At 64.4% G+C, this 13,379-nt stretch carries 16 protein-coding genes, 1 tRNA gene and 1 pseudogene; 10 read left to right on the forward strand and 8 right to left on the reverse strand.

Translation table 11 applies throughout. The features are described 5' to 3' along the window. Nucleotide 1 precedes the first annotated feature (1 nt). Together BMY25_RS06905 and BMY25_RS06910 are read left to right on the forward strand one after the other, a co-directional pair. Nucleotides 2-271: a BrnT family toxin gene (locus tag BMY25_RS06905; RefSeq protein ID WP_092495912.1), complete on the forward strand. Its 270-nt coding sequence runs from the start codon at nucleotides 2-4 to the stop codon at nucleotides 269-271. After that, the gene (locus BMY25_RS06910) at nucleotides 252-665 is read left to right on the forward strand and encodes a BrnA antitoxin family protein (RefSeq protein ID WP_238858204.1); all 414 of its coding nucleotides are present in this window, start codon (nucleotides 252-254) and stop codon (nucleotides 663-665) included. The genes BMY25_RS06905 and BMY25_RS06910 overlap by 20 nt, the downstream gene beginning before the upstream one ends. Nucleotide 666: 1 nt before the next feature. On the opposite strand, the gene BMY25_RS06915 is transcribed toward BMY25_RS06910, so the two are convergent. Together BMY25_RS06915 and BMY25_RS06920 are read right to left on the reverse strand one after the other, a co-directional pair. Beyond that, a complete protein-coding gene (locus tag BMY25_RS06915) occupies nucleotides 667-906 on the reverse strand; it encodes a hypothetical protein (RefSeq protein WP_092495914.1) in 240 nt (79 codons plus the stop codon). After that, entirely contained in the window at nucleotides 903-1,388 is a 486-nt protein-coding gene (locus tag BMY25_RS06920; protein WP_092495915.1) for a hypothetical protein, read from the reverse strand. Before BMY25_RS06920 ends, BMY25_RS06915 begins: the two co-directional genes overlap by 4 nt. Nucleotides 1,389-1,495: 107 nt before the next feature. On the opposite strand from BMY25_RS06920, the gene BMY25_RS20720 reads away from it, so the two are divergent. After that, nucleotides 1,496-1,636, forward strand: a complete 141-nt coding sequence (locus tag BMY25_RS20720) for a hypothetical protein (protein WP_177176754.1) — start codon at nucleotides 1,496-1,498, stop codon at nucleotides 1,634-1,636. Here the strand turns inward: BMY25_RS20720 and BMY25_RS20395 are convergent. Beyond that, nucleotides 1,633-2,496, reverse strand: coding sequence for a hypothetical protein (locus tag BMY25_RS20395; protein ID WP_143061897.1), 864 nt, complete (start codon nucleotides 2,494-2,496; stop codon nucleotides 1,633-1,635). The genes BMY25_RS20720 and BMY25_RS20395 overlap by 4 nt on opposite strands. Before the next feature lie 336 nt (nucleotides 2,497-2,832). Here BMY25_RS20395 and BMY25_RS06935 point away from each other — a divergent pair, with 336 nt between their 5' ends. The 7 genes from BMY25_RS06935 (at nucleotide 2,833) to BMY25_RS06965 (ending at nucleotide 6,540) form a co-directional block, all read left to right on the forward strand. Next, the gene (locus BMY25_RS06935) at nucleotides 2,833-3,519 is read left to right on the forward strand and encodes a S24 family peptidase (protein ID WP_092495918.1); all 687 of its coding nucleotides are present in this window, start codon (nucleotides 2,833-2,835) and stop codon (nucleotides 3,517-3,519) included. 76 nt (nucleotides 3,520-3,595) lie between these two features. Then, nucleotides 3,596-4,018: a type 2 periplasmic-binding domain-containing protein gene (locus BMY25_RS06940; RefSeq protein ID WP_092495919.1), complete on the forward strand. Its 423-nt coding sequence runs from the start codon at nucleotides 3,596-3,598 to the stop codon at nucleotides 4,016-4,018. 11 nt (nucleotides 4,019-4,029) lie between these two features. Continuing rightward, nucleotides 4,030-4,194, forward strand: coding sequence for a hypothetical protein (locus tag BMY25_RS20725; protein ID WP_177176755.1), 165 nt, complete (start codon nucleotides 4,030-4,032; stop codon nucleotides 4,192-4,194). Beyond that, nucleotides 4,191-4,490, forward strand: coding sequence for a hypothetical protein (locus BMY25_RS06945; RefSeq protein ID WP_143061898.1), 300 nt, complete (start codon nucleotides 4,191-4,193; stop codon nucleotides 4,488-4,490). Before BMY25_RS20725 ends, BMY25_RS06945 begins: the two co-directional genes overlap by 4 nt. Next, the gene (locus tag BMY25_RS06950) at nucleotides 4,487-4,903 is read left to right on the forward strand and encodes a primase-like DNA-binding domain-containing protein (protein ID WP_092495921.1); all 417 of its coding nucleotides are present in this window, start codon (nucleotides 4,487-4,489) and stop codon (nucleotides 4,901-4,903) included. Before BMY25_RS06945 ends, BMY25_RS06950 begins: the two co-directional genes overlap by 4 nt. Nucleotides 4,904-5,312: 409 nt before the next feature. Next, nucleotides 5,313-6,371, forward strand: a complete 1,059-nt coding sequence (locus tag BMY25_RS06960) for a tyrosine-type recombinase/integrase (protein ID WP_092495922.1) — start codon at nucleotides 5,313-5,315, stop codon at nucleotides 6,369-6,371. Nucleotides 6,372-6,464: 93 nt separating this feature from the next. Beyond that, nucleotides 6,465-6,540, forward strand: a tRNA-Thr gene (locus tag BMY25_RS06965). 478 nt (nucleotides 6,541-7,018) lie between these two features. Here the strand turns inward: BMY25_RS06965 and BMY25_RS06970 are convergent. The 5 genes and pseudogenes from BMY25_RS06970 to BMY25_RS21435 all read right to left on the reverse strand — a co-directional run bounded on the left by BMY25_RS06970 (nucleotide 7,019) and on the right by BMY25_RS21435 (nucleotide 13,338). Next, entirely contained in the window at nucleotides 7,019-8,572 is a 1,554-nt protein-coding gene (locus tag BMY25_RS06970; RefSeq protein ID WP_238858205.1) for an FAD-dependent oxidoreductase, read from the reverse strand. An 80-nt stretch (nucleotides 8,573-8,652) separates the two neighbouring features. Continuing rightward, the gene (locus BMY25_RS06975) at nucleotides 8,653-9,489 is read right to left on the reverse strand and encodes a carbohydrate ABC transporter permease (protein ID WP_238858206.1); all 837 of its coding nucleotides are present in this window, start codon (nucleotides 9,487-9,489) and stop codon (nucleotides 8,653-8,655) included. Beyond that, a complete protein-coding gene (locus tag BMY25_RS06980) occupies nucleotides 9,486-10,349 on the reverse strand; it encodes a carbohydrate ABC transporter permease (RefSeq protein ID WP_092495923.1) in 864 nt (287 codons plus the stop codon). The genes BMY25_RS06975 and BMY25_RS06980 overlap by 4 nt, the downstream gene beginning before the upstream one ends. 85 nt (nucleotides 10,350-10,434) lie before the next feature. Then, nucleotides 10,435-11,760: an ABC transporter substrate-binding protein gene (locus BMY25_RS06985; RefSeq protein WP_092495924.1), complete on the reverse strand. Its 1,326-nt coding sequence runs from the start codon at nucleotides 11,758-11,760 to the stop codon at nucleotides 10,435-10,437. Between the two features lie 10 nt (nucleotides 11,761-11,770). After that, nucleotides 11,771-13,338: pseudogene (locus tag BMY25_RS21435) on the reverse strand (putative N-acetylmannosamine-6-phosphate 2-epimerase). Nucleotides 13,339-13,379: the final 41 nt, after the last annotated feature.

Genomic DNA, 13,379 nt, shown 5'->3' on the forward strand with positions numbered 1-13,379 from the left:
GATGTTGATCTGGGACGAAGCCAAGTACGACGCGAACGTCGCAAAACACGGCATCGAATTCACGGAGGCAGAGCGGTTCGACTTTGCCTCGGCTCGGACTGTGATTGACGACCGATTTGACTATGGCGAGGTGCGGGAGATCGCTTTCGGATACATCGGGACGCGTCTCCACGTGCTGGTCTTCAGCAGACGAGGCAGCGACCTCCGGGTGATCAGCCTGCGGAAGGCAAATGCACGCGAAAGGACGTTCTATGAGCAAGCGCAAGCCTGAGCATATCTCGCAGGAGGATTGGGACGCGGTGGATTCGCCGCCTCTTTCCGACGAGATGCTTGCCCGGATGAAGCCCGTCCGCGAGGTTGCTCCCGAGCTGATTGAGATGCATCGGCAACGTGGCAGGCCACGCTCCGACGATACCAAGCGCTCAACAACGCTGCGCCTTTCTCCAGATGTGCTTGACCACTTTCGATCCACTGGCCCTGGCTGGCAGACCCGCATCGACGAGACGCTCCGAGCAGCTATCGTAAGGAATCCGTCGACCGGCAGGTTCTCCCGCGTCACGAGCGACGACAAAAAAATCAATGCAATCTCGGCGAAGGACGATAACAGCAGGTCCTCCAGACTGACCCGAGGGAATGAACCGAAAGGATCTAAAGGAGCAGCCTGACTCATCGCTCGCCCCGCCTCAGCACCGCGCGAACCTCGCGCGCGTTCGCCTGGATCTTGTTGAGCAGCGCGACGGCCTCATCGAGCACGTCGGCGAAGAACAGCTCCGCCTTGTCCGGCCGGCAAAGCGAGCCACGGGTGGCGAGCAGCGCATTGCGCTCGCGGATCATCTCGCTCTCGTAGGAAAGCCGCCCAATCATCTCGATCAGCGAGATCTTCTCGCGCTCTTGAGTCTCACTCATTCCGGCAGCTCCCGGCGCAGATGTTCGAGGTGAGCGCGAAGCCGCGAGGCGACGTCCATCTGCTCGTCCAGCTCGCGGATTGCGCAGTCGAGTTCGCGGCGATCCAGCACGCCGTCGGAAAGGCCCTCGGTGACGGACTGCCAGACTTCGGCGGTTTCCTTCACCAACCGCGCCACGATCTCGCAGATGTTCTCCGTGGCGGCGCTGGCGACGCGGGTCAGGCCGAAGCCGAGGATCGCTGCGTAGGTTTGCAGGATGAAGGGCTGCGGCGCCCGCCGGTCGATATCCAGCGCCACGTCGATCGGCACGAAGCGCTTGGCGTAATGCGCCTTGCCATAGCGGGTGAGATCGCCGGCTTCGACGCGGGTTGCCCATTGCATGGAGACCGGGCCGCCCGCCTGTTCGATTGCTGTCTCGGTGATCGACTTCAGCGCCCGGCGCTCCTGAGGCGTGGAGGGTCGGAGCTTCTCAATCAGGCTCATGCCGACCTCCGGAAGAAAAAAACCGGGCGGGCAAACGGCAGGAAAGCCCGCCCGGCCTCACGCGCGCTGGACTGGAGGAAAATCCGCGACGTGATAGGATGCCGCTCATGTGGATGAGCATGGCATGGAACTGGTTCGCTCTGCTGTTCGGCGCCTGGACGATCGTGGCGGCGATCATCTGCGTGCCAATCATCCTGCGTGACGAGCGACGTGCACGCCGGAAGCGAGAGGCTGCGGAGAAGCATTAGGCCCCTCTCCCCTGGAAACGATTGGCCGGGGAATTTCCAAGCCAGGCTTGCTGGCGTCGTGCATGGTTCTCTTCGGAATCGCCGGCGCCGAGGCTGCGGGCGATCCGGCGGCTGCTGGCCTGCCGGGCGATAGCCTTCATGCGGTCGAGGAAAGGAACGATGCGATGTGCAACGACGCACGGGGACTTGAGCCAGGGTTGGAGGATCTGCTCGCTCTCTCCGCTCCAGTCCGTGATGCGATTGAGCTTGTTCAGTTCGGCTATGAAAAGCTTGTGATCGATCTCCTCGATGGCGATCGTGGCGCGGCCGATTTCGATTGGCAGCTCGCCCGCGATCAGGCGCTCAAGGCGATCAAGATCTTCCCGATGGACGGCGCGGCCCCGGATCACGAACTGCAGGCAAAGCGCGTGGCTCTCGCCGCCATGGGTCGAGCCTTCGACCGGCTCGCCGCAACCTTCGGGCATGATGAAGGCGCGGATGGCTCGCCGATATGTCCAGCCGATCAAAGCCCGCCGCGACTCTGACCAGCAAACCATCAAAGGCCTGTCATGACCCTGCCTGTTACCGATGCTGCCATTCCCGATGCAAACGGCGTCGGCGCCCGCCTCGCCTTCTCCATCCTGCAGGAAGCCTTCCTTGACATGGCTGTCGCTCTCGGGAGGATCGATCCGGATAAGGCCGGCGACCTCATCACCGCTCTGGAGATCAATGCCGTCGCGCGGCTGAAGAGCTTCGGGGATGCCGCCGGTCCGGCCAGCGTTCCCGTGCAGCGCAATGCAGCCGCTTCCGTCCGTGAGGTCACGAAGGAAGCAAAGCAGCGGATCGCGGCAGCCCGGACACGGAATTGAGGATGCTGTCATGCGGCAGCCCTCTGCTGGGCAACAAGGGGCCGGGGCACGTCATCTGGCCAAGGTTCGCCTTCCGGCCAGTGATGACCAAACCAGGTGACCGCGTGCTCATAGCTTCCCGTGGTCAGGTCTTTTCCCGCGCGAAGACCGCCGAGCCTCTTTCCGTCATTGAAGAGGATCGTGGAGAGGCGCGAAAGCGAGATGCCTCTGCAGCCAGCATAGGCTTCTGCCAGAACGACGATGTGATCTTTGAGCCGCATGGGAGCAGACTATGCGGTTCAACAACCGCACTGTCAACGGTTCTTAAACCGCTATTGCCCCTCGTCGCGTGCGGTTAGAATACCGCATATGAGTGGAAGCATCGCAGAACGCATTGAACAAAGACTGGCAGTGATCGGGATGACCGCCCGCGCTGCCTCCCTTTCCGCGGGTCTCAGCGGGGATGCAATCCGCAACATACAGCGGAAAGCCGACACGAGCCCGGACTCCGCTCCGCGCGGCAGCACGTTGAAAAAGCTGGCCAAAGTTCTTCAGGCCTCGGAGCAATGGCTTCTCACTGGAGAGGGTCCACTCGAGGCAAAGAACGAGATCCCGGTCATGGGATATATCGGCGCCGGCGCCGAGATCCTTCCTGAGTACGAGCAAGTACCGCCTGAGGGCATTTGGCAGGTGGAGCTACCGATCCCCATTTCCGAGGAAATGGTTGCTTTCGAAGTGCGAGGAGACTCCATGCTTCCTCGATACGATGAGGGTGACGTGATTGTCGTCTACGCGGAGCAGCAGAGACCGGCTGAGAGTTTCTTCGGAGAAGAAGCTGCAGTCCGGACGAGCGATGGCAGACGCTTCCTAAAGCGCATCACCCGGGGATTTGAACCGCGCACCGTGAACCTGGAAAGCTTCAATGCCAAAACCATCGAGAGCGTGTGTCTCGAATGGATTGGGGAGATCTGGATTACAGTGCGTTCCGGCCAGCGACGTCGATTGAACCTCCGGGAGAACCTTCGAGGCTCGGCCACGCTCGACGATACGGAATAGGGTTTTAAAACCGCTCGTCTACTTGACGCGGTTTTAAAACCGCTACATGTTGCTCCTGCGTTGAACAGGAGCAGTCATGAACACGCTCATTTCCGAAACTGAAACCGCATCTGATGATCGCGTCATTGCGCTAGACCTGATCGTCGCCCAGATCGGTAACACCGTACTCGTGCGCGCAGCGAACGGCACCGTCGGCTACATCACGGCAGCCGTATGGCTGGAGCCGCTAAGCACCGACGAGATCGTCGATGCGCTCTCGGCCGACGAGGCCGACACCTACCGCAACCTCATGGATGCTCTTCGCGAGCAGGCGCCCAATCCCGATCCCGCCAAGCGGCTGATTGCGCTGACCGACTTCGTTGCTGATCGCCATGCCCTGACAGGGAACGTCACGCGCGACGAATTGCTCGACGCCGGCTTCGATGCCATCGAGATCGAGCAACTGATGCCCAAGGTCCGCAAGCGCCTGGCCGACCGCCAGGTCCGCGAAGCGGCCTGATCCGGCGTGCCATGGCCGCGCTCGGCTATGACCTCGCGATCGGCACGATCTTCCTCGTGACGATCGCCCTCGCTCTCGTCAGCCTTTCGCTGAGCCGGAGCGAGGTCGTCGCGGCAACAGGCCCGCGCAATCCCTTCCACACCCCCCGTCCCGGACACAACAGGAGCACGCAATGACGTTCCTGACAGACCTCAGCCAGGCTCAACGCACCGCTTTGGCAAGCGCCGCCCGTCAGCCCCTCTTTCGCGTCGCTCATGGCTGGCGAGCGCAGGGCAGCAACACAACCGTGAAGCTGGCCACCGCCAAGATCCTGACGGATCGCGGCCTGGTCACGGTCGAGCGAACCCGCTTCCGCCACCCGGCACTCGTGGCCACGGCCGAAGGCAAGCGCCTGAACAGATCCGCCCGCAAGCAGGCGGTCCCCTCCCGGCCAGACTTCACAGCCACCATCAGCATCGGGGGCCCGGCATGACCGAGAATACGAAGCTCGTGATCGACGAGGCGGGCAGCCGGGCAGCCGAACAGCAACTCGTCGGCATCGTTCCCAGCGACTGCATTCCCACATTGGTCAACGCTGTGGTCGGAGCCTACCTCACCGCCGCAGCCAGGAACGCGATCAAGGCCGAACATCAGCCTGACCACCGCGACGATCCGCTCGGGCACTTCCTCTCGCAATGCATGGTCGACGAGATCGGCCACACCGAGAAGGCCCGCGATATGTACGGGGCCTATCTCGACTGGTGTCGCGACCAGGACCTCCCGCCCTTCGGAGAGATCTATTTCCGGCGAGCACTCGCGGAAGAAGGCTTTCAACGTGCAGAGGACTGTCCTTCTGCCTATCGCGACGTTCGCCTGAAAGGAAAACCCGGGGGAGAGGATGAGTGACCCTGCCCCCGGTTCTCCCGAAGCGATCGCCGCCGGTTGCCTCTGCCCGGCGGCCGATCCGGAGCGGCCGATCTTTGCCGTTCACGTCCACTGCCCGCTCCACCGCCAGCTGATTGCGCAGAAGGTGGCCGAGCTGCTGGCCGAAAAACACCGAGGAGTGACATGGCCCGAACCAGCTCCCTCGCCTTAGCCATCCCGCCGCGCGGCCTGACGAGAGAGCAGGCAGCCGGATACCTTGGACTCACAACCTCGGCATTTGATCATTGGGTGAGGCAGTCGCGAATACCCGGCCCGCTGCCCGGGACACGAAGGTGGGATCGCAGCGCGATCGACTCCGCTCTGGACAAGCTCTCCGGCTTGACCACAACCTCGGCACCTTCTGCTTACGATCGCTGGAAGGCAGAACAGAATGCTGATGAAGACTAAGGGCATCCACCGCGTCAGGCGCGAACTCGCTGACGGCACGCTTCGCTACCACTACTACGCCTGGCGCGGCGGCCCGAAGTTCTGGAGCTCGGAGGTTGCCGTCGCGAGCCCGGCGCCTCAGGCATTCCAAGATGCGTATCGACAAGCGCAGGCACGCCGAGCTGCTCCTGTTCAGAGCGAACGGAACACGATTTCCGAGCTGATCGGCAAGTTCAAGATCGAGGTCATGCCCGGGCTGAAAGCCAGCACGCGGGAAAGCTACGACTTCTCTCTCCAGCTAATCGAGAAGAAATTCGGCCGGGCCGAGATCGGTGCCTTCACCGTTCCTGCGATGCGAGGCGATATCAAGGGCTGGCATCGTTCTTTCTCGGAAACGCCCCGTGCTGCCGACATGCGCCTGGGCGTCCTTGTCCGCCTGCTGAACTATGCCAAGGACGAGGGCCTGATCACCGGCCATTGCGCGGACGATATCGACCGCCTCCACAAGGTATCGCGCGCGGACATCATATGGACGCCGTCGGAGATCGAGAACTTCGCGGCCGAGGCACCTTTTCCGCTCTGGCTGGGCATCCATTTCCTGCGCCTCTCCGGCATGCGTCGCGGCGATGCCCTTCGCGTCCAGCTATCCGCGGACAAGGGCTCCTGGTTGGAGTGGCGGACCTCAAAGTCCAACGAACGGACCGAAGTGGTGATTCCAATTGTTCGCGAGCTGCGAGCCGTCCTCGACGCTGCCAAGCGCTATCGGGAAGCCAAGCGGGTCGAGAGCACTACGATCCTGTTCAACTCCCTCGGCCGCCCATGGACCCCGAGCGGCTTCTCGACGTCATTCGACCGCCGGCGCGAAGCTCTGGGGATCGAGAAGCACGTTCACGACCTCCGCGGAACAGCCGCCACAAAGTTCATGGAAGCGGGCCTTACCGATGGTGAGATCGCCGAGGTGATGGGCTGGCGCACGGACGATATCGCGAAGATTCGGAGCCGTTATGTGTCCCGCGCGGCGATCGTCTCCGCGGCCATCCGACGCCTCGAAGGGAACGGCTGAGGAACAGAAACTGTAAACCGCCTGTAAACGGTCGCAGAGGCTGGACACAGGCGTTTTTCTAAGGCAATGGCTTCAAAGCCCTTTTAGCGACAGGCCGGCTTAGCTCAGTTGGTAGAGCACCTGATTTGTAATCAGGGGGTCGGGGGTTCGAGTCCCTCAGCCGGCACCACCCCACTCGTTACGCCCTCGGCCGCGTTTGCTCTGCTCGGCGCAGTCATCGAGGGGTCAGCGATGGGTGCGCTCAGGTCTCCCGCCGCTGCGCCAAGTTGGTGACGTTGCAAGCGGAGGCTTTACCCCGCAGCGCTCTCACTCTTGCTTGCACCGCTAAGGCAGAGTTTCGAACCGACGCATCGCGCCTCGGATACGGATATCATTATACGCCGGAACTCTGGAACCGAGGCGGGAGGATCCGTCGCGGGACTTCCAGCGTTGGACCACGCCAGCTTCCATATCGAAAAAATCCAGCACCCGCAAAGCGGCGTGAATCCGCCCCGTCTCGTCCACCGTCGCAATGACATCGAGTTCCGCGGCGGAGTTCCGATCCGGGTCAGGAGGGCCGGCACTTCCGCCGGCATCCGCTTCTCTCTGCCGATCACGGCTGCCTGCCGCCCTCCTGACCCTTGCGTGATCTTCCGCTCGCTCCCCGGTCAGACCTGCTCCCACTCCGCTTCGACTTCCAAGGCGAGCTTGTCTTTCTTGCACGTGGCGAGTGCTGATTCCTTGCCTTCGTCGAAGAAGCGGATGGCGAATTCGCCGTCTTCCACCGAGCCCTCAAGCCGGGGCTCCGCCTGCTTTCCGGCATGGCCGACATAACGCAGGCTGGTGCCATAATGGGCGCTCCAGAAGAAGGGCGGCAGGCGGAAATCCCCGGTCGCGCCCATCAGCAGGCGGGCGACATGCTGGCCCTGCCGTTCGGCGTGCACCCAGTGCTCCACCCGGATATGCCCGCCCCCATGCGGGTCAGGATAGCGGGCGATGTCGCCTGCCGCGTAGATCCCTTCCGCCGAGGTTTCCAGCCGGCCGTTGACCACGACGCCGCCGCCCTTTTCCTTTGACGCGACTTTCAGCCCCGCCGCTTCGGCAAGCTCCGCGCGTGGCGCCACACCCGTGCCGGCGACCACGAAATCGGCTTCGAGCTTCGAGCCGTCATCCAGCGTCAGCGTCCTGCCGTCGAAGCCCTTTACCTTCCGTCCAAGATGGAAGGTGACGCCCTTCTTCTCATGCAGCCCTTGCACGAACTTGCCGCCCTCTATCCCCAGCGTCTTCCCCACCGGCACCTCGTCGGGTGAGATCACGTCGACCTGCAGTTTGCGGCCGATCATCGAGGCCGCGACCTCCAGACCGATATAGCTCGCGCCGATCACCGCGACCCGGCTCGCCTTCTCCGCCGCCTCGATCAGCGCGTCGGCGTCGGCGAGCGTTCGGAGCACATAGACGTTGGGACGCTCGAAGCCCGGAATGTCCGGCCGCTGCGGCTCGGCGCCGGTTGCCAGCACAAGCGCGTCATAGCCGATCCGCTCGCCGCCGGAGAGCGTGATCTCCTTCGCGGCCGGATCGATCGCCTCGACGTTCGTCTTCAGGCGCAGCGCGATCCCGCCCTCGCCCTTGCCCTCGCCCTCGCCAGCGGCGTAAAGCGGCTTGTCGGCGAGCGCTGCGTTCTCGCGCGACACCTTGCCGGCCAGATATTGCTTGGAACAGAAGGTCCGGTCGTAGGGCGCATCGCTGTCGTTGCTGATCATTGTTACGGAACCCGGGAAGGCGGAGCGAGCCAGCATTTCCGCGCAGGCGTGACCGGCGGCCCCACCGCCGACGATGACCACGCGGCGTGCGAGCGTCTTCTCCGGCGCGGGTCTGGAAATCGTCTCCCTTCCCTTGCCGACAACGATCCGGCCGTCACTTTCCTCGGCGCGGAAACAGCCGACGGGATCGAGTGCGGGCGCCGACACCGCCTCGCCTGTTTCAAGGCTGAAGCGGGCGTGATGCCAGGGGCAGCGAAGCTCGCCATGGACCATGATGCCCTTCGCGAGCGGGGCGCCGAGATGGGTGCATTTCGCGCCGAGGGCGAAGAGCTTGCCGCCGGACCGGGCGACCAGCACGTCCTCGCCGTCGAGCGTGCCGACCAGCATCTGGCCCTCCGTCAGGTCGGCGCTGGCAATGCCCTTTGCGAGATCCGGTTTTTCCTGCTGGTTTTCAGATGCCACGGTGCGCTCCTTCTTCGCTGGATCAGGATCGTGAACGCACGGGGGCGCCCGAAGGTCCAGCGAAGCGGGAGCGCCGCGTCTCAGCCCTTCACGGCGCCGGCCATCATGGAGCGGCCGATATGCTTGTAGGCGGCGAGGCCGACGAAGAGCGGCGGCAGGGTTCCGACGATCATGACGGCCGCGGCGATGCCCCAGCGCACGTCCCCGCCGCTGGCGGAGAAGAAGAAGGACGCGCCCACCGTCACCGGCACCGCGGCGCGGGTCGTCAGCATCAGCCCGAAGAGGAACTCGTTCCAGGAATAGATAAAGGAGAGGATCAGCGACGAGGCGAGCGCCGGCTTGGCCAGCGGAAAGACCACGCGCGTCAGGATCGCCATGGTGCCGAGCCCGTCCACGCGCGCCGCTTCCTCGATCTCCTTCGGCATGTCGCGCAGCGCGTTGGCGATCAGGATCAGCACCAGCGGCAGGTTGATCAGGCAGAGGATCAGGCCGAGACCGAAGCGGGTGTCGAGCAGGTGAACCTGCTGGTAGATCAGGTAGAGCGGGATTGAAAAGATGATCAGCGGGATGGCGCGAAGGTTCGTCACAATCGGCAGCAGCCAGCGCTCACCGGTGCCGAAACGCACCATGGCGTAGGCCGCCGGGAAGGCGAGCACGATAGACAACACCGCGCCGAAACCCGCCGAAATGAAGCTGTTGGCGAGGTAATGCAGCATGTCGAAGCGGTCCGACATGGCGAAGATCGCGCGGTAGTTTTCCAGCGTCGGCTGCTGGATGATCAGCGAGGCGCTGGACGCGATCTCGGAATCCGACTTCAGCGACGTGATCAGCGTGGAGATGATCGGGAAGTTCAGGACCAGCGCGGCGACGACCAGCACGAGCCAGCGGACGGCCATCATCAACGGCGAGGGCTTCATCGGCGGGCCCTCGCGAAACGGAGAAGCACCACCAGCACGACGAAGGAAAGGAGCAGCAGCACGATGGAAGCCGCGACCGCCTGGCCGATATCGTTCTGCTTGAAGAAGGCCTCGTAGATATAGATGCTGATGGTCGTGGTGCTGCCGCCCGCCCCGCTGCCGGTCAGGACATAGACGTTGTCGAAGACGCGGAAGCTGTCGATGAAGCGGATGAAGAAGGTCAGCAGGATCGTCGGCATCATCCAGGGAAAGTCGATGTAACGCAGCTGCGCCAGCGCGCGGATGCCATCCACGGCGGCCGCCTCGCGGATCTCGCCGGGGATCGCGCCATAGGACGAATAAAGGATCAGCAGCGCGAAGGGCGTCCATTGCAGGACCTCGATCACGGCAAGCGTCCAGAACGCGTTCTGCGGATCGAGGAACGCCGGGGAATCGCCCGTCCAGAGCACGAAATAATAGGGCAGCACGCCGACGAATTCGTGCAGGATCAGCCGGTACATGAGGCCGACCAGCGCCGGCGCCACCATCATCGGCAGCAGGAAAATCGCGATCAGGAACGACCATCGGGCCAGGATCGGCGCCAGGAAGATGGCCAGGAACAGGCCGAGCAACAGCTCCGCCACGGCCGTGACGAGCGCGAAGCGCAGGGAAAAGCCCATGGCGCTCCAGAAGGCGCCGTCATGCAGCACCTTCAGGAAATTGCCGAAGCCCTGAAGCGTCGGCGCGCGCAGGTTCTCGAAGCTGACCTGCGAGACGGAATAAAGCAGATCGATCGCCAGCGGCAGCGCCAGCATCACGAGAAGAAACGCCGTCACTGGCGCAATCAGCACAATGGAGTCGCGCCGGTCCGCTGCCTGCATGGGTAAAGCCTCTGCGAGAGGGAGATCGGCGGCATGTCGCCGCCGGGAGAGAGGACCGGCCCGGGGTGGGGGCCGGTCCGACAGCTTACTTCAGGAGCTTGCCCATCTCGTCGGAGGTTTCCTTGAGCGTCGCGTCGAGGTCCTTTGTGCCGGCCCAGTAGCCGGTGAACTCCTTGGCCTGGAGCTCGTAGACCTGCAGCGCGTTCGCCGTCGTGCCGCCGTTCATGATGAAGCCGTACTTGTTGGCGAATTCGCCGAGCGTCACGAGATCCGGCCGGTCGGTGGCGAGCTGCTGCGCGGCATCCCCCTGCAGAGCCGGAGAGCCGCCGGCCTTGGCATAGGTCACCATCGCGTCGGCGCTGGCGAGCCAGTTCAGGAACTTCGTCGCGCCTTCCTTGTGCTGGGACGACTTGTTGAGGCCGAGGCCCAACCCGTGGATGTGGGTGAAGCGCCCGGCCTCGCCCGCCGGAGGCGCAACAGTGCCGATCTTGCCGGCCACGACGGGACGCTTGGCCTTGTCGTTGAGGTCGGCGAAGGCGGCATTCCACTGCATCATGGTCGCGACCTGCCCGGAGCCGAAGGCGGCATTCGCCTCGGGGAACTCGTAGGAAAGCGAGTCCTTGGGCGACGTGCCGGCGTCATAGAGCTTCTTGTAGAGCTCCAGCGCCTTGCGGTAACCGGCTGAGTCGACGCTCACCTTGCCGTTCTCGTCCAGCCAGTTGCCACCCTCGGACCGGGCGGAGGACTGGAAGACCATCATGTTGAACAGGAGGTTCTTCATCTGCAGCACGGTGCCGTAGCGCGTCGGGCTGGAGGAGTTGATCCCCTTCGTGAAGAACAGCGCGGTCGCCGCGTAATCGTCCCAGGTCCACTGGTCCGGAGCCTTCGGCTCCAGCGTCTTGCCGAGGTACTTCTGCGAGATCTCGCCGTATGTCTTCTTCCAGGCGGCGTCGGACTCGAGCTTCTCGATCAGGTCCTTGCGGAAATACATGTAGATCAGCGAGAGGTCGGTCGGCACGCCGTACTGTTTGCCGTCGAATTGCTGGGTGGCGAGTACCTTATCGCTGAAGATCTGCTTCGCGCTGTCCGGCAGCGTGATCGGATCCATGAAGGGCGCGTAGCGGCCGATCGAGTAGGTCGCGACGAGGTTGATGTCGAACTCCGACGAGCCCGCCGCGAGATCGGCCTGCAGCTTGTCCCAGAAGCCGTCGCGGTTAAAGAAGATCAGCTTGACCTTGTCGTCCGCCGCGACGTCGGAACGGGCATTGTAGACCTCGACGGTCTTGCGCAGCGCCACTTCCTCCGGTCCGCCCGGCCAGCCGAGCACGGTGACGTCGGCCTGCGCGCTACCGGCGGCGAGCGCCAGAAGCGCGACCGTGCCGGCGAGAACTGACTTGAACCCCTTCATCATCTTCCCCTCCTCAGGCGCTTTGCGCCGTTGAAACCAGATCCGCGATCCCGAGCAGGCCGGCTTCGGCGCCGAGCGCCGCAGGCCTGATCTCCGGCCGCGTCAGTGCCGGCAGGTCCCCCAGCATGGAGCGGAGACCGTCGATGTAGCCCTCCGCCAATCCGACACCGCCGCCGATGACGAAGCGGGCGGGGTCGAAGAGCATCTGCAAGGAGCGAAGCGTGTGCGCCATGCGGGTCAGCGCTGCCTCAAGCAACTCCCGTGCCCAATCCTCGCCGGCCCGGCCGGCCGCGAAGATGGTGGGGGCATCGGCCGGGTGGCCGGCGGTCGCGGCAAAGCGGGCCAGCGCGGAGCCGGAGGCGAAATCCTCCAGCCGGGCAGCATCGCCCTTTCCCGTCTCGACCAGCATCTGGCCGACATGTCCGGCAAGGCCGCTGCGGCCGGAAAGCAGCCGGCCATTGCTGATCACGCCGCCGCCGATCCCGGTGGAGACGGTCAGGAAAATCATGTCGATCCCCTGCCCCGCCCCGAAGCGATATTCGCCCCAGGCGGCCGCCTGCGCATCGTTGACCGCCTGCACCGGCACGCCGAGGCGATCGGAAAGCCCCGCCACCAGCGGCAATCCATCGGGAACGGGCAGCGTCGCGGGGTTGAGCGCATGCCAGCGGCCGTCGCGCACGATCCCGGTCACCGCGGCGCCCGCCGCACCGAACGAGCCGCGCCACTCCGCTGCGAGATCGCCGATCAGGTCGAGCCAGGCATCGGCACCCGCCTCGCGCGGTGTCGCGGCCCGCCGCTGATCGAGAATGCGTCGGCCTTTCACCAGGGCGACGAGCGTCTTGGTGCCGCCGACATCGATCGCGAGGACGGGGCCGCCGTTCATGCTCAGAGCGCCGCCTTCCGCGCCGGGGCGGGCCGGGCTGCGCGGACGGCATCGAGGAACCAGGATGTGATGTGTTCGGGCCGCGTGATCGCGGAGCCCACGACGACGGCCGTCGCGCCGAGCCTTACCGCCGTCGCCGCGAGTTCGGGAGAATTGTAGCGCCCTTCGGCGAAGACCGGTGCGCCCAGCGCCACGCAGTCCCTCAGGAGATCGAGGTCGGGGCCCTCCGGCACGGTCCCGTCGGTATAGCCGGACATGGTGGTTCCCACGACGTCGACACCGGCCGCGAGCGCGGCCTCCGCATCGGAAACGACCGAGCAATCGGCCATGGCGAGCGCCCCGGCCCGGTGGGCTGCGGCGGCAAGATCGGCGACGCTGTCGGGGCGAACCCGCAGGGTCGCGTCGAAGGCCACGATGTCCGCGCCGGCCTCGGCGAGCTCGGCGACGTCCCGGACTCGCGGCGTGATGAAGACGGGGGTGTCGGGCTCGTCGCGCTTTACCAGACCGATGATCGGCAGCTTCGTGGCAGCGCGCACGGCCGCGACATAGCTCACGCCCTGAATGCGCAGTCCGGAAGCGCCGGCCGCTTCGGCGGCCAACGCAAAGGCCACGACGATGTCGGCCCGGTCCATCGACCCGCCGATGACCGGCTGACACGAAACGACCAATCCGCCACTCAGACCATCAAGCACCGACACGGGAACCTCGCAGAACCACCCGGCCAACAGGTCTACATCAG

Origin of the sequence: Faunimonas pinastri (assembly GCF_900110915.1) — a bacterium.
Taxonomy (GTDB): Bacteria; Pseudomonadota; Alphaproteobacteria; order Rhizobiales; family Afifellaceae; genus Faunimonas; species Faunimonas pinastri.